Annotated in this window: 21 protein-coding genes; 17 read left to right on the forward strand and 4 right to left on the reverse strand. The window is 55.3% G+C overall.

The features are described from left to right. Positions 1-57 precede the first annotated feature (57 nt). The 14 genes from NWF31_RS13430 (at position 58) to rsmI (ending at position 12570) form a co-directional block, all read left to right on the forward strand. Positions 58-171, forward strand: coding sequence for an isochorismatase family protein (locus tag NWF31_RS13430; RefSeq protein ID WP_258361016.1), 114 nt, complete (start codon positions 58-60; stop codon positions 169-171). 140 nt (positions 172-311) lie between these two features. Next, on the forward strand, positions 312-599 hold the full coding sequence (locus NWF31_RS13435; protein WP_258361017.1) for a type II toxin-antitoxin system Phd/YefM family antitoxin: 288 nt from the start codon (positions 312-314) through the stop codon (positions 597-599). After that, a complete protein-coding gene (locus NWF31_RS13440) occupies positions 596-1006 on the forward strand; it encodes a putative toxin-antitoxin system toxin component, PIN family (protein ID WP_258361018.1) in 411 nt (136 codons plus the stop codon). The genes NWF31_RS13435 and NWF31_RS13440 overlap by 4 nt, the downstream gene beginning before the upstream one ends. Positions 1007-1306: 300 nt before the next feature. Next, entirely contained in the window at positions 1307-2230 is a 924-nt protein-coding gene (gene fmt, locus NWF31_RS13445) for a methionyl-tRNA formyltransferase (RefSeq protein WP_258361019.1), read from the forward strand. A gap of 316 nt (positions 2231-2546) precedes the next feature. Further along, positions 2547-3941 (forward strand): FAD-binding oxidoreductase, encoded by a 1395-nt coding sequence (locus NWF31_RS13450; protein WP_258361020.1) that lies wholly within the window; start codon positions 2547-2549, stop codon positions 3939-3941. A 13-nt stretch (positions 3942-3954) separates the two neighbouring features. Continuing rightward, positions 3955-5313 carry an FAD-binding oxidoreductase gene (locus tag NWF31_RS13455; protein ID WP_258361021.1) on the forward strand — a complete coding sequence of 453 codons (1359 nt, stop codon included), beginning with the start codon at positions 3955-3957 and terminating at the stop codon, positions 5311-5313. An 18-nt stretch (positions 5314-5331) separates the two neighbouring features. Next, the gene (locus NWF31_RS13460) at positions 5332-6627 is read left to right on the forward strand and encodes a (Fe-S)-binding protein (protein WP_258361022.1); all 1296 of its coding nucleotides are present in this window, start codon (positions 5332-5334) and stop codon (positions 6625-6627) included. A gap of 110 nt (positions 6628-6737) precedes the next feature. After that, positions 6738-7514 (forward strand): polysaccharide deacetylase family protein, encoded by a 777-nt coding sequence (locus NWF31_RS13465; protein ID WP_258361023.1) that lies wholly within the window; start codon positions 6738-6740, stop codon positions 7512-7514. A gap of 50 nt (positions 7515-7564) precedes the next feature. Next, positions 7565-8995, forward strand: coding sequence for an aminotransferase class I/II-fold pyridoxal phosphate-dependent enzyme (locus NWF31_RS14850; protein WP_258361024.1), 1431 nt, complete (start codon positions 7565-7567; stop codon positions 8993-8995). 27 nt (positions 8996-9022) lie between these two features. Further along, positions 9023-9670 carry a dTMP kinase gene (gene tmk / locus NWF31_RS13475; RefSeq protein ID WP_258361025.1) on the forward strand — a complete coding sequence of 216 codons (648 nt, stop codon included), beginning with the start codon at positions 9023-9025 and terminating at the stop codon, positions 9668-9670. Further along, the gene (gene holB, locus NWF31_RS13480; protein ID WP_258361026.1) at positions 9670-10563 is read left to right on the forward strand and encodes a DNA polymerase III subunit delta'; all 894 of its coding nucleotides are present in this window, start codon (positions 9670-9672) and stop codon (positions 10561-10563) included. The genes tmk and holB overlap by 1 nt, the downstream gene beginning before the upstream one ends. Positions 10564-10621: 58 nt before the next feature. Then, positions 10622-11431, forward strand: a complete 810-nt coding sequence (locus NWF31_RS13485) for a PSP1 domain-containing protein (protein ID WP_258361050.1) — start codon at positions 10622-10624, stop codon at positions 11429-11431. Then, positions 11421-11738 (forward strand): initiation control protein YabA, encoded by a 318-nt coding sequence (locus NWF31_RS13490; protein ID WP_258361027.1) that lies wholly within the window; start codon positions 11421-11423, stop codon positions 11736-11738. The genes NWF31_RS13485 and NWF31_RS13490 overlap by 11 nt, the downstream gene beginning before the upstream one ends. Beyond that, positions 11731-12570, forward strand: coding sequence for a 16S rRNA (cytidine(1402)-2'-O)-methyltransferase (gene rsmI / locus NWF31_RS13495; RefSeq protein ID WP_258361028.1), 840 nt, complete (start codon positions 11731-11733; stop codon positions 12568-12570). The genes NWF31_RS13490 and rsmI overlap by 8 nt, the downstream gene beginning before the upstream one ends. A 59-nt stretch (positions 12571-12629) precedes the next feature. Here rsmI and NWF31_RS13500 read toward each other — a convergent pair whose 3' ends face one another. Beyond that, positions 12630-12887 (reverse strand): AbrB/MazE/SpoVT family DNA-binding domain-containing protein, encoded by a 258-nt coding sequence (locus NWF31_RS13500; RefSeq protein WP_258361029.1) that lies wholly within the window; start codon positions 12885-12887, stop codon positions 12630-12632. A gap of 184 nt (positions 12888-13071) precedes the next feature. On the opposite strand from NWF31_RS13500, the gene metG reads away from it, so the two are divergent. Then, entirely contained in the window at positions 13072-15027 is a 1956-nt protein-coding gene (gene metG / locus NWF31_RS13505) for a methionine--tRNA ligase (RefSeq protein ID WP_258361030.1), read from the forward strand. Positions 15028-15225: 198 nt separating this feature from the next. Further along, a complete protein-coding gene (locus NWF31_RS13510; protein WP_258361051.1) occupies positions 15226-15996 on the forward strand; it encodes a TatD family hydrolase in 771 nt (256 codons plus the stop codon). Here NWF31_RS13510 and NWF31_RS13515 read toward each other — a convergent pair whose 3' ends face one another. The 3 genes from NWF31_RS13515 to NWF31_RS13525 form a co-directional block, all read right to left on the reverse strand. Next, entirely contained in the window at positions 15997-17124 is a 1128-nt protein-coding gene (locus tag NWF31_RS13515; protein ID WP_258361031.1) for an AAA family ATPase, read from the reverse strand. A 98-nt stretch (positions 17125-17222) separates the two neighbouring features. Continuing rightward, positions 17223-17363, reverse strand: a complete 141-nt coding sequence (locus tag NWF31_RS13520; RefSeq protein ID WP_258361032.1) for a hypothetical protein — start codon at positions 17361-17363, stop codon at positions 17223-17225. 103 nt (positions 17364-17466) lie between these two features. After that, positions 17467-17598 (reverse strand): hypothetical protein, encoded by a 132-nt coding sequence (locus NWF31_RS13525; RefSeq protein ID WP_258361033.1) that lies wholly within the window; start codon positions 17596-17598, stop codon positions 17467-17469. A 198-nt stretch (positions 17599-17796) separates the two neighbouring features. Between NWF31_RS13525 and NWF31_RS14700 the strand changes: the two genes are divergently transcribed. Next, positions 17797-18783, forward strand: a complete 987-nt coding sequence (locus NWF31_RS14700) for a 3D domain-containing protein (protein WP_277999046.1) — start codon at positions 17797-17799, stop codon at positions 18781-18783. The last annotated feature ends 66 nt before the right edge of the window (positions 18784-18849 follow it).

An 18849-nucleotide genomic window follows, 5' to 3' on the forward strand; every position in this document is an offset into this window, starting at 1 on the left:
AGACAGCATAATAGACCGTTGCCGGCAGGGAATTCATGGATGTTTGGAGGCATGGCCATGGGTAAAACTGCCCTTTTGATTATTGACATGCAGAATGACTTCTGTTTGCCGGGGGCGCCCTTTGAGGCAACCGGGGCCTTGCGAGTGGCGGCGAGGATAAAAGAGGCATAATCTGCCCCTACCTGTAGCAGCCAGGGGGAGTTGGAACCCTATTTTATGCAAAAGCCGCAAGGCTAACTTTATTGTCTTTATTGATATATGTAGCCCGAACGCGTACAATTAGTGTATCATAATTTCGGGGGGGGTTAAAGGTGCGTTTTGTGACCGTGCGTGAATTAAGGATGAAATCGGGCGAGATATGGCGTCAGTTACAAAAAGAGGGGGAGCTAGTAATTACCTCTAATGGTAAACCGGTGGCCGTACTTTCCAACATAGAAGAAAAATATCTGGAAGAGTACTTGCAAAACCTGCGACGTGTCCGGGCAGTGCTGGCGGTAAAAAATATGCAAGCAAGAGCCCGGGAAAAAGGATTGGATAAAATTACGGACGCAGAAATAGAAGCTGAAATTAAAACCGTTAGACGGAGCCGCAGCCAATGAAAATTGTTCTCGATACAAACGTATTGGTTTCGGGACTTTTGAAAGCCCATAGCTATGCCGGTACCATTGTTCGGCTCATTGCTAACGGTAGGATTAAGGTTGTTTATGATGCCCGTATCCTTTCTGAGTACCGCGAAGTGCTTTGTCGTCCCAAATTTGGTTTTGCCAAAGCAGAAGTTGACGCCCTCATAACCCTGATCGAAGCAGAAGGTATTTTAGTGACAACTGAACCTTTGCCGGTGCCATTACCAGATCCTGATGACGAACCTTTTCTAGAAGCTGCTATGGCCAAAGGAGCCATACTTGTTACAGGCAATAAGAAACACTTCACGTTTCCTGAATCTCCGGTAACTATCCTTAATCCTTCGGAATTTATCTCCCTTTGGCGAAATATCAAACCTGAATAATGCAGTTTAGATGAGAGATGCAATTAACCGGAGACAGGGCTTAAGGCTCTGCGCGAACTCGATCAATTTTTCTCCACCCTGAAGCTCTGGAAAACGGATAAAAATCGGCAACCATAAGCAGGTGTATAACCAGAACCACTGCATAGCAGCATGGAAGAGAGTATATGGTCTGGCAGCCTGACGGCTGCGCCGGAAAAACATTGACAGGGATGAAGGAATAAGGATATATTAAAGTCGAGGGGAAATTAACAACCCCCACCTACCTGCCAGGGGTAGAAAAAAAGGGGAGGGGAGATGTTTTTGCGTATCGTCTTTATCGGCCAGGCGCCTTTTGGGAAAGACTGCCTGCAGGCCCTCCTTGACCAGGGGGAAGAAATTGCCGGCGTCCTCACCGTGCCGGATCGGCCGGGGCAGAAGGCACCTAATCCGGTCAAAGAGCTGGCCCTGGAGCGCGGCCTGCCCCTTTTACAGCCGGTGCGTTTAAAGGAACCGGAAGCATTAACCTGGGTCGAGAACCGCAAGCCCGACCTTCTTGTTCTGGCCTTCGTAACCGATATTGTTCCCAAGGCCATGATAGACCTGGCCACTTACGGCGGCATTAATTATCACCCTTCATTACTGCCTAAATACCGCGGCGGCAGTGCCATAAACTGGGCCATTATCAGCGGCGAAACGGAAACGGGCGTCACCATCCATCAAATTGATGCCGGTATTGATACGGGGCCTATCATCCTGCAGCGAAAAGTTTCCATCGACCCTGACGATACGGTAAAATCATTATATTTTGGGAAACTCTACCCCTTAGGCGTGCAAATGGTAGCGGAGGCCGTTCGTTTAATCCGGGAGGGGAAGGCCAATCCTGTGCCCCAGGATGAAAGACAAGCTTCTTTCCAACCGGTAATAAAGGAAGCAGATGTGCAGATTGACTGGCGGCAGAGTACCCAAAAGATATACAACCTTGTCCGCGGCTCCAACCCCAGCCCGGGGGCCTGGACTACCTTCCGGGGGGAAAAGCTGAAGATATGGGAAGCCAGACCGTACCGGGCTTACGGCAAGCCGGGTACCATAGTAGAGATACCCGGCGGCGAAGGCCTGGTTATTGCTACAGGTGACGGGGCTATTCTGGCCCGCCGGGTGCAGTATGGCAATTCCCCTGATAAACTGCCGGCCGCCCAGCTGGTAACTGCGGCTGCCGTCCAGGTGGGTGAAAGGGTGGGGGAGTAATAATTTTTATGTCTACTGGTTAGACCATAAGACAGGCAGCCATTTAATAAAAAGAAGAGAAAAGGCAATTTGCCGGCGCTTTATTTGACGATTTAAAGGATATTATAAACCAGACAATTCTTGACACCCGTCCAAGATTATTGATAGAGTTAAATTAGCGAATATTATATCTTTGTGATATTATTAACAAAATAACGGGGAGCTGATGCCGGCGCTAATATAAAAACACTTCTTGTGGCCCACCGTTTATGAGGCATCTGGATATGAAAAATGCTCCGGCCATAATTTTTTATGGGGAAGGGAGAAGGGTTTAATAATGGTAGATCAAGCAACCCTTAACGAGCTGGTGAAAATCGTCGGCAGGGAGAATGTCTTAACGTCTAAAGTATCGCTAAATACCTATATGTACGATGCTTCCCTGGTTTACGGCCAGCCCGAAGTTATTGTTTACGTGCAGAATGCCCAACAAATATCTGCCATTCTCAAGCTGGCCGGCAGTAAAAAGATACCGGTAACTCCCCGGGGAGGCGGTACCTGCCTGAGCGGCGGCGCCGTACCGCAGCGCGGCGGGATAGTCATAGTCATGACCAGGATGAACCGCATCCTGGAGATTGATCCCGAAAACCGTATCGCAGTGGTGGAACCTGGCGTTACCAATATGGAACTGCAGAAGGCCGTAGCCCCTTATGGTTTAGTTTATATGCCCGACCCGGCCAGCCAGAAGGTGTCTACCATGGGCGGCAACCTGGGGGAGAACTCAGGCGGCATGCGCGGGATTAAATACGGACTTACCAAAGACCACATTATCGGCATGGAACTGGTTTTGTCGAACGGGGAAATTGTCCAAATCGGGGGCAAGCTGGAGCCGATAGCCCAGGAATTAAACCTTAACGCCCTGATTATCGGCTCGGAAGGCAACCTGGGTATTGCCACCAAGATAATCTGCAAACTGACGCCCGCGCCCCGGGCCAACCGCACCGTGCTGGCTTCATACAAGACCCTTGAAGACGCAGGCACTACGGTTTCCGCCATTATCGCCCACGGTATCATCCCCTGTACCCTGGAGCTCATGGATAACAAGATTATCAATGCCGTTGAAGACTGGCTGCATATCGGCCTGCCGGTAGATGCCGGGGCTATCCTCTTGATTGAGGTGGACGGCTGGGATGCCGGCCTGGACCGCCAGGCGCAGCAGATAATGCAGATCTGCCGGGAGAACGGGGCTACCGACGTCAAGCTGGCCCAGAATGCCAGGGAAAGGGACAACCTGTGGTTGGCACGACGTAGCGCCATAGGCGCCATTGGCCGCCTGGCCCCCAATTACGATATGGAAGATGCCACAGTACCCCGCACCAAACTTCCAGAGATTTTGAAGGAAGTAAATCGCTTAAGTCAGGAATATAACCTGGCCATTGGTATGCTGGCCCACGCCGGCGACGGCAACCTGCATCCCCTGGTTCTTTTCGATGAGCGGAATAAAGAACAAATGGAGCGGGTGGAAAAAGTCAGGGCCGCCCTTTTCCGCAAGGCTCTCGATCTGGGGGGCACCCTGTCGGGCGAGCATGGTATCGGCCTGGCCAAACTGGAATTTATGCGCTGGGCCTTCAACCCGGAGGAGCTCCAGTTTTTACGCCGGGAACGCCTGGCCTTTGATCCCGGCGAGATTTTAAACGCCGGTAAAACTGTACCCGATACCGACACGGCGGCCTGAGGAGGACGACAATATGCGGCAAGAAATTATTCATAAGCTGGAGCAGATCCTTGGCAGCGGGAATTGCCAGGTTGATCAGGACATCCGGCGCCGGCACAGCTTAAGCAAGACGGCAATGCCGGACGCTGTAGTTTACCCGGAGAACAGCCAGCAGGTGGCTGCGGTTTTAAAACTCGCCGGTGAAGAGGGCATACCCGTAGTACCCTGGGGAGCCGGTACCATGGCCCGGCGGGGTTTGCTGCCGCTGGCGGGAGGATTGATAATAAACCTTACCCGCATGAATAAGGTTGTTGAATATGATTATGAGAATATGACCGCTTATGTAGAAGCCGGCATCTCCCTGGGTGAACTGCAAAAGATATTGCGGACCCACAACCTTTACTGGCCTGTTGAGCCCGTAGAACCGGATACCTGCACTGTGGGCGGGTGCATAGCCGCCGGCGCGTCGGGCCCCAGCAAGCTCGGTTATGGCGACGTTAAATTCCACATTTTAGGGCTGGAAGTCGTCCTGCCTACCGGAGAAATTATCCATACCGGGGGGAAAACCGTTAAAAACGTCCAGGACTACGATAACACCCGCTTTCTGGCCGGTTCGTGGGGTTCCCTGGGGATAATCACCAGGGCCATGTTAAAATTGCGACCAGTGCCGGAGAAAGAAACGACGGTGTTCTTACCCTTTAAACAACTGGCGGAAGCCATAGCAGCGGCCCGTGCCATAAGAAATGAAACTTTACCCGTGGCCCTGGAATTACTGGACGGTGCTGCCATGGCGGTTTTGAACCGGGCCGGGTGGAAGCCTGCAGCTGAAGGTTCCGGCGTCCTGGTTGTCTATAACGGTTTCAGGGAACAGGTAGATTCTCAGGTTGATTATGTAAAAAAACACTATCCTGCTGCTACCGTAATGGAAGAGGAAGCGGCGGCGGCCGCCTGGCAGGCCCGCCGGCAGCTATTCCCTGTTTTCGCCGGCGAGTCCGGGGCCGTTATGGCCAGCGCAGCCGTGCCTTTTACTGCCATGGAGGAATTTTTAACCCGGGCCCGTGACGAGCTGGACCGGAGCGGCAAAGAAGCAGCCCTGGCATCCCATTTCGGCAACTGTCACGTCCATATTCTCCTGGGAGAAGCTCCGGAGGCCTATGATGGTGTACAGGAAACTATAAATCGCCTGGCAACACTAGCCGGGGACCTGGGGGGGCTCCTGGTTGTAGATAATATCGATGACCTGGCCTTAACGCGGCGCTGGGTTGAGGCGCGGGGGAAGGCCATTATGGAGTTGCTGTCCCGGATCAAGGCGGCCTTCGACCCACGGGGGATCATGGCTCCCAACAGCAAGGTCCTGGCGTATGTTATTGATAACAGCAGGGCTGCATCCTGAGACGAGGAGGAACAGGTCATGGTCAAGACTTTCCGGCAGTATGAAGAAGATATCGTCCGTTGTAACCGGTGCGGCTTTTGCGAAGAGGTATGCCCGACGTATAAGGTAACCGGCGAGGAGTTTTCCCTGGCCCGGGGGCGCAACCGCCTGATGCGCCAGTCCATGGAAGGGCACTTTGATTTAACCAAAGAGAGGGAGATAAACCATCATATTTATTCCTGCCTCCTCTGCGGCGCCTGCGTCGTCACCTGCCCTTCTTCGGTTATTACCGATACCCTGGTCAAGGCGGCACGGGCGGAAATTACCCGCGCCAACGGCAACCCCTTCCCTATTCGCATGGCCCTGCACGGCGTCCTGGCCAGGCAGCGGCGCCTGACCCTGGGAGCTAAAGCCCTGCGTTTCTACCAGCGCAGCGGCGCCCGGTGGCTTGCCCGTCATACCGGCTTTCTTGGCCTGCTGGGCTCCCTGGGCAAGGCGGAAGGGCTGCTGCCCGACATCCCGGCCCGCACCTTGAGGGAGCGCTTACCGGAAGTTTTAAAGAAGCCCCTGAAACCCCGTCATAAAGTGGCTTATTTTGCCGGCTGTATGATGAACAACTTCTTCCCCCAGGTCGCCGAAGCCACCCTGCGGGTCTTGCAAGAAAACGATATTGAAGTTGTCGTACCGGTTTCCAACTGCTGCGGCATCCCCCACGAAGCTTACGGCGAGACGGAAATGCATATTAAGCTGGCCAAAGAAAACCTGGATTCCTTTAAACGCTTTAACGTCGAAGCGGTGGTTACCGATTGTGCCAGCTGCGCCCATGGTCTTCATTATTATGCCGAACTCCTGAAAGATGACCCGGAGTATGGGCCTCTGGCTAAGGAGTTTTCAGCCAAGGTCAAGGAAGCTTCCCAGTACCTGGCGGGAGTGGGCTTTAAGAAGGAGATGGGACCGGTCAACGCTACCGTCACCTACCACGACCCCTGCCATGCCGTCCGGGGCCTTAAAGTCAAAGATGAACCGCGCCAGATTTTAAAGAGCATCCCGGGACTCAAATTCGTGGAAATGAATGAAGCCGACTGGTGCTGCGGCGGTGCCGGCTCCTATAACGTAACCCATTATGATTTATCGCAACGCATCCTGGCCCGCAAGATGGACAACTTTAAAAAAACCGGGGCCCAGTACCTGGCAACTTCCTGCCCGGCCTGCATGATGCAGCTGGCCCATGGTCTGGATGTCCACCGGTTACCGGCCCGGACAGTTCATGTCATGCAACTCCTGGATCAGGCCTACCAGAACCGGTCGGCAAAAAGTGATGCCAGGGCTGTATAATGAACCGGCAAATGAGCCCCCTGTTCTTTAGAGTAGGGGGCTTACTTATTTACCTTTTTATTTCATACGGCAGTACGGGTTTGAATAGGATCATCTCAGGGGGTGAGGAGATGATCCTGTTATGGCGCCGGCGCCGGTTGGGCAGCATTTTTATCCCGGCGCTGTTGTTTTTCCTTGGCCTCTACCTGGGTGCCCGGTTGGCCGATTACCAGCCCCTAGCATCCATGGTGGGGCGGGCCAAAAGATTATTGCCTATATACAGCGTTTACACCACGGAAAAAAAGGTGGCCCTTTCCTTTGATGCCACCTGGGGGGCAGAGTACACACCTAAATTGCTGGCGATCTTAAAGCAACATAATGTCAAAACGACTTTCTTTCTGACCAACATCTGGCTTGATAAATACCCCGAAGTAGCCAAACAAATTGCCGCTGCCGGCCATGAAATCGGCTTGCATTCGGCCACCCATCCCCATTTTACCGCCTTGAGCGAGGCGGAGATGGAAAAAGAACTCCAGGAAAACAACCGGAAGGTGCAGGAAATAACGGGCTACAAGGCAGAACTCTTCCGGCCGCCCTTCGGCGATTATAACGACACGGTGATCCGGACCGCAGAGCGGCTGGGGTACAGGGTTATCCAGTGGGACGTGGATTCCCTGGACTGGCAGGAACACATGACGGCCGACGCTATTCTGGAACGGGTATTGAAAAATATAAAGCCGGGGTCCATTGTTCTCTTTCACAATAACGGTCGCTATACGGCCGACGTTTTGGGACCTCTACTAGAAAAGCTTAAGGCCGACGGTTACCAGGTGGTGCCGGTGGGGGAATTGATTATTAAAGGGGATTATTATATTGACCACGCCGGCGTGCAGCACCCTGGGCTGTAAGGGAATGAAAAAATATTTTGTAACCCCGGGATGTGTGTTACAATAACAATGTGAAGACCCAAGGGCAGGCGCCTCTCTGGGAGGCGCTTTTAAATTACCGGCGCCAGCGACTTAATTCCTGGCATACACCCGGGCATAAAGATGGGGCCTATACCTGGCCCTCCTGGCAACAGGTCCTGGGGGAGGAAACCCTGGGTTTGGATCTCACCGAGGTGCCGGGTCTGGATAGCCTGGCCTATCCCTGCGGGGCCATCAAGGCGGCCCAGGAGAAGGCCGCTGCCTTTTATGGCGCGGCGCGGACTTTCTTCCTGGTCAACGGGGCCAGTAGCGGCCTGATGGCCGTTATCCTGGCTACCTGCCGGCCCGGGGATGAGGTCATACTGCCCCGTTATGCCCACCGTTCCGTTTTTAACGGTTTGATCTTGAGCGGTGCCAGGCCGGTTTATATGGAAACGGAATGGCTGTCCTCACCGGCCATCCCCCTGGGAGTGCCCCCGGCGGTTTTAGCCAGGACCCTTAAGGCCCATCCCCGGGCCAGGCTCCTGCTCCTGGTCCACCCTACCTATGAGGGGATTGTCCCCCATAGCCGGGAACTGATAACCCTGGCCCATGACTACGGCCTGGCCGTCCTGGTCGACGCCGCCCACGGTGCCCATTTCGGCCTCGATCCGTTGCTGCCGCCATCACCCCTGGACCTGGGAGGGGACTATGTGGTCCAGAGCACCCACAAGACCATGGGTGCCCTTACCCAGGCGGCCATGCTGCACCTGCGGCACGCCGGGGAGGGTGATACAATTGCGGCGGCTTTAAACCTTTTACAGACCACCAGTCCTTCCTATCTACTGCTAGCTTCCCTGGATGTGGCCCGGCTGCTGGCGGAGGAGAGGGGCCGGCGGGATTGGGGCCGGGCCGTGGCCGGGGCCTTACGGTTGCGGGAAAAACTGGTGGCAGCCGGCATACCCTGCCTGGGCCCGGCAGATGTGATGTCACCGGCGGCCGCCGGTCTGGATGTTACCCGCCTACTGTTGCCGGCGGAACCCTTCGGTGCCTGCGGGCCAGAAGTAGCCGGCTTTTTACGCCGCGCCGGCCAGGAAATAGAGCTGGCCGTGCCGGACTATATCCTGTTAATCATCAACCCCGGCGACGGCGAGGCCAAGATAGAATCTCTCCTGGAGGCCCTGCTGGCCCTGCGGCGGGGGAGCGGCCTGTTACCAGCGGCGTCCGGGGAACGGGGGGGAGCATGGCCCGGCCCGTGGCCTGTATATCCCCGGCAAGTCCTGACGCCCCGGGAAGCCTGGCTGGCCCCCCGGCGGGAGATCCCCTTAAAGGAGGCCGAAGGCCGGATTTGTGCTGAACTGATCGCCCCCTGCCCTCCCGGCCTCGCCCTGGCGGTCCCGGGCGAGGCCCTGGAGGGGGAAGTTGTTGCCAGGCTTTTATCTTTGCGGGGACCGGATGGCAAGGTCCTGGTAGTAGATGGATAATAATAATCCTGGTAAAGAAAAGTGCAGGTGAATTTCGTGCCCGGCGGCCTGTTCATTACCCTTGAAGGACCGGACGGTGCCGGCAAGACGACCCAGATGGAACGCCTGGAGGATTTTTTAAGCCGGCGGGGCTTTGCTGTTGAATGCACCCGGGAACCCGGCGGGACTCCCCTGGCTGAAGCCATCAGGCGATTGCTCCTGGAACCCTGTTACGGCCCGGTTGATGCCCGGACGGAAATGCTCCTTTATGCCGCCGCCAGGGCCCAGCATGTAGCCGAACGCATCCGTCCGGCCTTGGATGCAGGGAAAATAGTCCTCTGCGATCGTTTTACCGATTCCAGCATCGCCTACCAGGGTTACGGTCGCGGGCTGGGGATAGAGATGGTGCGCCAGGTTAACAGGCTGGCTACCAGCGGTCTATTACCGGACCTTACCCTCTTAATCGATGTGCCGGTGGAGCTGGGTTTAGCCCGGCTCCGGGGTAAGGGAGCTGCCGACCGCATAGAGGGGGAGGCCCTTGCCTTTCACCGGCGGGTGCGTCAGGGTTACCTGGAGTTATGGCACCTGGAACCCAGGCGCATCTGCCTTATTGATGGCACCGGTTCCCCGGATGCCGTTTGGTGGCAGATTAAAGACGTAATAGTACCCTGGCTGGAAGCAAGGGGAGGAGACTAATGATGGCAGGAGAGCAACTGCCGGCAGCAGATACCAGTTCTTTAACAGCCGCCCGCAGGCAGTTGCAGCAGGCCTTGCAAAATGGCAAACTGGCCCATGCTTATCTCCTGGCGGGGGGTAGTGAAGCCGCCCGGTTGGAACTGGCCGGGTACCTGGCTGCAGCCTTGAATTGCCGGGAACCACGGGAAGGGGAACCCTGCGGCTCTTGTCGCTCCTGCCGGCAAATGGCCGGCGGCAATCACCCGGATTTTTATCTCATTCAGCCCCAGGGAAGCACTCTGAAAATTGACCAGATCCGGGAACTCGAAAAGCTTTTAACCTTCAGGGCCTTCCAGGGAGGGGCCAGGGTGGCCGTCCTGGCCGGGGCCGATGCCATGACTGACGCGGCAGCCAACTGCCTGCTAAAAACCCTGGAAGAGCCTCCGCAAGGAGCTTATCTTATTTTACTGGCAGCCAGGCCGGACATGCTGTTGCCTACCATCCGGTCCCGCTGCCAGGAACTGCACCTTGCCCGGGAAGGCGGGGTTTCACCCGCCGGGGTAGCCTACTGGAACCGCCTGGCGAAGGCCGGTTTAGCGGCAAAGTTACAGGGTATCCTGCCGGAAATGGAAAAGGAAGACGATCTCCCGGGCGTGCTCCAGGCCATGGCCCTGGCCTGCCGGGATCAACTGGTCTGGCAATTAACGGGAACGGCAACACTATTACTGCAGCCGGAGGATTTTTTACCGGTACCCGTGCCTCCGGGACGGCTATGGCGCTGTTTCCGGTTCATCCAGGCCGCGCAGGCGGCCGTTGAGCGCAACGGTAATCGCCGCCTGGCCCTGGAAGTGTTAATCTTCAACCTGGACCGGGAACTGGCACACACGCCGGGTTGGAGTGGTAGCTCCTCGTGATACCTGGCTATAGCATCGTAATTATTAAAAAGGGTGAAAAACAGGGAGGTGAAAGAAGATAGTTACTGTTGTTGGCGTCCGGTTTAAAAAGGCAGGGAAGATATATTACTTTGACCCTGGCGAATTGGAGCTTGCCAGGGGTGACCACGTTATAGTGGAGACTGCCCGGGGATTGGAATACGGGGAGATAGTTATCCCTCCCCGCCAGGTTGCGGAAGACCAGGTGGTGCAGCCGTTGCGGCCGGTTGTCCGCCGGGCAACGGCGGCAGATACCGAACAGGCGCATATCAACCGCCAGAAAGAGAAGGAAGCATTTACCATATGCCGGGAAAAAATCGCCGAACACGGTTTGCCCATGAAATTAGTTGACGTCGAGTTTACCTTTGATGTGAGCAAAATCATATTCTACTTTACAGCCGAAGGACGGGTCGACTTTCGCGAGCTGGTAAAAAACCTGGCAGCTATCTTTCGTACCCGGATAGAACTACGCCAGATTGGTGTCCGGGATGAAGCCAAGACCCTGGGCGGGTTGGGTTGTTGCGGCCGGCCGGTTTGCTGTGCAACTTTTCTGGGTGAGTTTGATCCGGTTTCCATTCGCATGGCCAAAGAACAAAATCTTTCCTTAAATCCTACGAAGATTTCTGGCCTGTGCGGGCGGCTTATGTGTTGCCTGCGTTATGAGAATGAGGTATATGAAGAAGCGCGTCGCTTCTTCCCACCCTACGGCGTGATGGTCCAGACACCGGCGGGGCAAGGCCGGGTTACAGGGCACAATATCCTTAAGGAAACCGTAATAGTCGAGCTGCCCGAGCAAGGTACTATGGAATTTCCCCTGAAAAGTATCGGGAGAGAAGAACATGAGCGGTAATTTCGCAGATCCCCGGGGTGACACATTGGCCATAAACCTGGCGGAACTGGAAGGGCGCCTGGGCGAGGTTTTAAAGGAAGTGCGGCGTCTCCGGGCCCTGGCGCGGGCCCTGGAGGAAGAAAACCAGCGCCTCAGGACGATTATGTTTTCCGGACAGGCCGGGGAAGGGGGGCACCAGCAGCTCTTACGCTTTTACGAGGAGGGTTTTCACGTTTGCCCGCCCCATTTTGCCCGGGTGCGGGATAGTGATGGCTGCCTTTTCTGCCTGAGCTTCTTGGAGAAGAAGGGATTACCTCCCCATGGCTAGCTTGTACTTGGTGGCAACCCCCATTGGCAACCTGGAAGACATTACCCTGCGGGCCCTCAAGGTCCTGGGGGCGGTCGACTTAATCGCTGCCGAGGATACCCGGCGTACCCGGGAGCTCCTCGCCCATTATGACCTGCACACGCCCCTGACCAGTTATCACCGGCACAACCAGGCCAGCAAAACTCCTTATTTATTAAGGATGCTCCAGGAAGGCAAGGAGATTGCCATTGTCTCCGACGCCGGCCTGCCGGGCATCAGCGACCCTGGCGAAGAGCTGGTGCGGCAGGCGATAGCTGCCGGCATCACGGTAGTACCCGTTCCCGGCGCCAACGCTGCCCTTGCGGCCCTGGTGGCTTCAGGATTGCCGGCCGGCCGTTTCGCCTTCGAGGGTTTTCTGCCCCGGACCGGGAAGGAACGCCGGGAACGTCTGGCTGCCCTGGTAGCCGAGGAAAGGACCCTGATTTTCTATGAGGCTCCCCATCGCCTGGTGGCGACCCTCAAAGATTTAACGACAGCCCTGGGAGAACGGCGGGTTGCCGTTGGCCGGGAACTGACCAAAAAATTTGAGACCATTTGGAGGGGATTGCTCCCGGAAGCAGTAGCCCATTTCCAGGCCAATCCACCGCGGGGAGAGATTACCCTGGTAGTTGCCGGCGCCGGGCCGCCTCCCCTGCCGGCTTATGATCCGGCCCGGGCGGTGGCGGAAGTGGCGGAACTGGAGGCGAGGGGCGTTGACCGCAAGACGGCTATGGCCAGGGTAGCCAGGCGTTACGGCCAGCCCCGGCGGGAGATTTACCGTGCCTGCCTTAATAGCAGGGAGTCAAAGTTATAAAAGGCGCCTGAAGGCGCCCCTGTTGTTTTTTACTTTGCTATCCTGCCCAAGCTATTTTTTTAAACAGCTTTAGCCTGCTGGCTCATGGCTTCCAGGCATACCCGGCAGACGTTCTTGCCGTGGAAATTGACGACATCTTCCGCGTTGCCGCAGAAAATACAGCCGGGCTCATACTTTTTCAGGATAATTTTCTCGTGATCGACGTAAATTTCCAGGGCGTCCTTTTCATCGATGCCCAGGGTACGCCGTAACTCGATGGGAATAACTACCCGGCCGAGCTCGTCCACTTTACGTACAACGCCTGTAGATTTAATCATGGCTTTCCCCTCCCTATTTCAACATGTTTCGACAACCTGTCTATATGGTACCAGTGTTTCCAGTAAAAGTCAACCATATTTTGGACAAAAAATTAGCCTTCTCGCGCCATTAGAGCCAAAACTTGACAACTTGCTCTTTTTTTTAATATAATACTCCTGAATTTGCCGAAGGGGGACGACTAGGATGGGGGATAAGGTTTTTTACGTTACCACCCCTATTTATTACCCCAGCGATAAACTGCATATTGGTCATGCCCTGACGACCACCATGGCCGATACCCTGGCCCGTTACAAGCGCTTAAGGGGCTACGATGTCTATTTCCTCACTGGTTCCGACGAGCATGGCCAGAAGATCCAGCGCAAAGCCCGGGAAGCAGGCCTGCCGCCCCAGGAATATGTGGACCGGATTGTGGCCACTTTCCAGGAACTCTGGCGCCGTCTTAATATTTCTTATAACGATTTTATTCGCACCACCGAGCCGCGCCATACGCGTGTAGTCCAGCAGCTGTTGCAGAAAATTTACGATCAGGGTGATATCTATAAGTCCACTTATGAGGGCTGGTACTGCACCCCCTGTGAAACCTTTTGGACGGAACGGCAGCTCAAGGACGGCAGCTGTCCTGACTGTGGGCGGCCGGTAGAACTGGTAAGGGAAGAAAGCTATTTCTTCCGGATGAGCAAGTATGCCGGCAAATTGCTGCAGTATATAAAAGAACACCCTGATTTTATTTTGCCGGTTTCCCGCCGCAATGAGATGATCAGCTTTATCGAGGGCGGGCTGGAAGACCTGTGTATTTCCCGGACCACCTTTGACTGGGGCATACCGGTACCCATGGACCCCGGGCACGTCATTTACGTCTGGTTTGATGCCCTTACCAACTACATTTCCGCCCTGGGCTACGGTACGGAAGACGATCACCTTTTCCATAGATACTGGCCGGCGGCCGTGCACCTGGTGGGTAAAGATATCGTCCGTTTCCATACCATTATCTGGCCCATCATCCTCATGGCTGCAGGCATTGAGCCGCCCCGCCAGGTTTTCGGCCATGGCTGGCTCCTGGTAGACGGGGGCAAGATGTCCAAATCCAAGGGCAATGTCGTCGATCCCATGGTGCTCATCGACCGCTACGGCGCCGACGCCATCCGTTATTTCCTCCTGCGAGAAATGCCTTACGGCGCCGACGGTTACTACAGTGAAGAGGCTTTAATCACCCGTATTAATACCGACCTGGCCAACGACTTTGGCAACCTCCTCAGCCGGACGACGGCCATGATTGAAAAGTTCAACGGCGGGGTGATTGCCGCACCTGGAGCACCGGAGCCCCTGGACGAGGAATTAATAGCCACGGCCAGGGCCGTACCTGATGAGGTAGACGCAGCCCTGAACAATTTCGAGTTTGCACGGGCCCTCGCAGCCATCTGGCGCCTGGTGAACCGGGCCAATAAATACATTGAAGAGACGGCTCCCTGGGCCCTGGCGAAAGACCCCTTAAAGAAACCGCGCCTGCAGACGGTCCTTTACAACCTGGCCGAGGCCATGCGCCAGGCTACTATCATGGTGGGGCCCTTTATGCCTGGCGTACCGGCCCGGGTGTGGGAGCAACTGGGGCTTTCGGATGTCCCCGCTGCCCTCACCTGGGAGAGCCTGGCCACCTGGGGGGGCATCCCTGCCGGTACCCGGGTGAAAAGAGGTCCAGCCCTCTTCCCCCGCATTGAACTTAACGAACAGGAAGGAGAGGGACCGGTGGCAGTACAGGAGAAGCCGGCGGCGATGCCGGCTGGAGTTAAAGAAGGCACAGAAATTAACCCCGGGGAAGAAGAGATATCCATCGAGGAATTCGCCCGCATTAAACTAAAGGTGGCCGAAGTTCTGGCGGCCGAAAAAGTGGCCAACGCCGATAAGCTACTGAAGCTGGAAGTTAAAGTCGGTGACGAGCGGCGCACCATAGTGGCCGGCATTGCCCGCCACTACCGGCCGGAGGAACTGGTGGGCAAGAAGGTGATCATCGTCGCCAACTTGAAGCCGGCCAAACTGCGGGGTATTGTCTCCCAGGGCATGGTCCTGGCTGCCGTGGACGGCGAGAATTTAAGCCTGATTACGCCAGAGCGGGTAATTAAAGACGGCGCCCAGGTAAGGTAGACCGCCGGCGGCACAGGTACTCTTTCGGGGAATTTACGCTGACATTTATTATAATGCTGGCTATTATATACTTGCCGGCGGCGCGCCGCCGTAAATGATGCTTTAAGGCGGAGTACCGCCGGCAAAGATTCCCGGGTTTTAACCTGAAATTCCAGGTGCCCGGGTTACACCCCGGGCGGCAGGGGAAGGAAGTTTTTGATGACAGGACTTATTGATTCCCATGCCCACATTAACGACCCTGCTTTTGCCAACGACCTGCAGGCGGTCCTGACCCGTTTGCAGGAGGCCGGCGTAAAGGCCGTAATCAACGTGGGTTATGATATAGCCTCTTCGCGGCGGGCGGTGGAGCAGGCCCACGGTTGGTCCTTCATCTACGCTGCCGTGGCCGTCCATCCCCACGATGCGGTTACTTTCGATGCCGAAGCAGAGGCGGTCATCGGTGGCCTGGCGAGGGACGGACGGGTAGTGGCCATTGGCGAAACGGGCCTTGACTACTATCGCAACCTATCGCCCCGGCAGCGCCAGCAGGAGGTCTTTCGCTGGCACCTGGAGCTGGCCCGTTCTTTGCGCTTGCCGGTAATTATTCATGACCGCGACGCCCATGGAGATACCCTGCGGATTTTAAAAAAGGCTGGGCCTTTGCCGGCCGGCGGCGTCCTCCACTGTTTCTCCGGCAGCTGGGAAATGGCCCGGGAGTGCCTGGAGATGGGCTTTTATATTTCCCTTGCCGGGCCGGTGACCTTTAAAAACGCTACCAGGCTGCGGGAAATAGCTGTAAGGGTACCCCTGGAGCAGTTACTCATCGAGACGGACTGCCCCTACCTCACCCCGGAGCCCTACCGCGGCCGGCGCAACGAGCCGGCTTACGTGGGCCTGGTGGCCGCGGCCATCGCTGCCGCCCGCGGCCTGGCGCCGGAAGCCGTTGGCGAAGCCACCGCGGCCAACGCCCGGCGCCTGTTTGGGATTTGATCAAAAAAATTCCCGCAGCACATAATCACGGAACATCGGCTCAACGAATGCATAAGACCCGCGCCCCTTCTTCTCGATCACTGTTTTAGCCAGCAAATGATCTATCGTCCGCTTAATTTCATTAGGATTGGCGTTTTCTATGCTATAAATGCTGGTTCCTGTGGCAATGCGCTTTAATACCTGGCGTCCGGTGAAACTCAGGTTTAGATCGTCCAGTAATTCATCGTAGATGGGTGCAAGAGTCAGCAGGGCGCGATCATATCCCAAGCGTACAATCTCAAGAGATATGGTGTCCTGCCCGGCTTCAAGCAATGCGTAGTATAGTTCGGAACATACAACCATCGTGTCCTGGGGGTGCCCTCCGGTTTTCCGGGTAATCTCCTGTATTGCTTCCGGGGTAGATGTTATTCCCCTGGTGCGGAACTTTTTGGCAATATATTCCACCCAGGCCGTTTCGGGAATCGAGGGTATGGGAAGAATGGTGGCGAACCGGTAAAAGGCTTCCTTTTTGTCAGCGAATAGGGTTTTCATCATGCCCCCTTTTGATCCCAGGAACAAGTAGGCCACATCTTCTTGATTTTGAAAATAGGAACGCATCTTTTTATAGATTTCCGTCCCTGCTACCCGGGAAGCATCTTGAAATTCATCGAACAGGATAACTACCGGCTTTTTATCCCGTTTGGCCAACACCCCGGGCAAGTTCAGCGCATAGTCAAGCAAGGCTTCATCACTTTGGTCGCCTTGCGAAAGCCCCAAATCGAGCTCAAGGTCCTGGAGCTTAATTGCCAGTTTCGCAGTGCCGACAATGGTTTTAGTCCGGTCTTTCCACGCGTCGATTGTCTTGCGAATGCCAGTCCTGTTTTCCAGGCAAGCGTTAATCAGCGCAACGGCCAGATCGCGCTTGCTGGAAAGCCGGAAAAGATCAACTGAAGCGATATAAAAACCTTTTATCTTTAGCTGCCTTAGCACCTCATGAGCCAATGAGGTTTTTCCTATGCGCCGTGGGCCGTAAAGCATGACGCTTTGACCCTCAGAGAGCCTAGTTATAAGGGAGGTAATGAAGTCCTCCCTGTCGACGATATCTTCTTCCGCAACAGGACCGCCGATGGGAAATAGCTTACCTGGCATTATCAACGCCCCTAGATATTATTATCTATGATTATTACTTATTATGTAATATTATATTACACAAGGCGTAATAAAGCAATATTGTCCCGACAAACCTTTCATAAAACTTGCCGCTCGGTGGTATAGTTCTGCTCATAGAAGAACTGGGCGTGGGTGATGAGGCGCGAGGCGTCATCGATAAAGGCGATGAGGTAAGTCTGCCTTTTACCCCGGCCTACCTTAAGGTAAGGGCGGTACATGATATCCCCTTGTCAGAGCTCATTCACCCGCTGGTGAGAAAAGTGTTTAATTTCCTTTTTTCCTGGCTGGCTTCGGCAGGAGAGGGCGGACAGGGATGCTGGTTCAAATAACGGTAAAAGGTTGATAGAGAAACCTTATCATGAGTACCCCTCCATCTTTGACCAGTTCATCATAGAGCATCATGCCGTTAAAGCGGGGCTTTTCTGCCCTTTTGGCCTCGATTTTGAAGGCCATATCTGGTTACCCGCCGGCTTTACCCCCGGTCGGAACGATAGCCTGGCTTTAACCCCCAAAACTCGCTCCAGGAAATAGAGGCATACCGCTTGAAATAAGTATAATCCTTCCTGCCTCCAGGGCAGGATTTTTTTACGAGTATAAAAGAGGAATATTCTGGCAAGGCTATAGCTGGCATGATATGGAAGGAGTGACCCCATGTTCAAGTTGTTACTCCCTTCCGGCCAGCGGCCTTGTCCTGGCCGGAGAAAATTATTGCTGGCGCTGGTCTGCTTGTTGCTGGGGCTCCAGTCATTGCTGCTGGTAGGCTGGACCGGTAACCGGGTTGATATTTTTGTCGATGGTAGCGCCAGGCAGGTGGTTACCAGCCAGTGGTTCTTTGGGGAAGGCCAGGACCCTGATGGCAGCCGGCCGGGAACCGGTGACTGGGTTTTACCCCTGCCCGGCGCATGGTTCTGGCCGGGTTTAAAACTGATAATGGCCGGCGGTGTGCCGTTAGCGGCTGAGATTGCCGGGAAGGAGCTATGGTCCCAGGTACCATTACCCTTAGTAGCTGGGATCCTGGTCCAGGAAGGGATAACCCTGGGGCCTGAAGACCGGATTGAAAGCAATCTGGGCAGCGATACTCCATACCAGTACGTACGGGTCGTCAGGGTAGAAAACGTTATTGAAGTGAGCCAGGAACCGGTACCGCCTCCCCTGGTGCGCCGGCCGGATCGGACTTTACAGCCGGGAAAGGAAAAGGTGGTTCAGGAAGGCCAGCCTGGCGTACGTTATTATAAATACCAGGTCAAGAAAGAGAATGGCGTCGAAATAGAACGCCAGCTTCTGGATACCTGGATCGAAGTCCAGCCCCAGCCGCAGATAGTGGCCTACGGCAGCCGGGCCTACCCGGCGGTCACGGCGGCCCGGGCCGGGGATACCCTGGAAGTAATTGCTACGGCTTATACCCATACCGGCAACCGGACGGCCACAGGTATCTGGCCTTACCGGGGAGTAGTAGCCGTTGACCCCCGGGTTATTCCCCTGGGGACAAGGCTCTATGTGGAAGGCTACGGCTATGCCGTGGCCCAGGATACAGGCGGATTGATTAAAGGCAACCGCATTGACGTTTTTTTAGATAGTGAAGCCGAAGCCATCCAGTGGGGCCGGCGCCAGGTAACTGTACGCATTTTAGGGCAATAAGCTAAAATTACCAGACGCGGGGGCAGGAAAATCCTGCTCCCGCGTCGAAGTTTTTATTTCATAGTT

This window comes from Neomoorella sulfitireducens (genome assembly GCF_024733845.1).
Taxonomy (GTDB): Bacteria; Bacillota; DSM-521; order Neomoorellales; family Neomoorellaceae; genus Neomoorella; species Neomoorella sulfitireducens.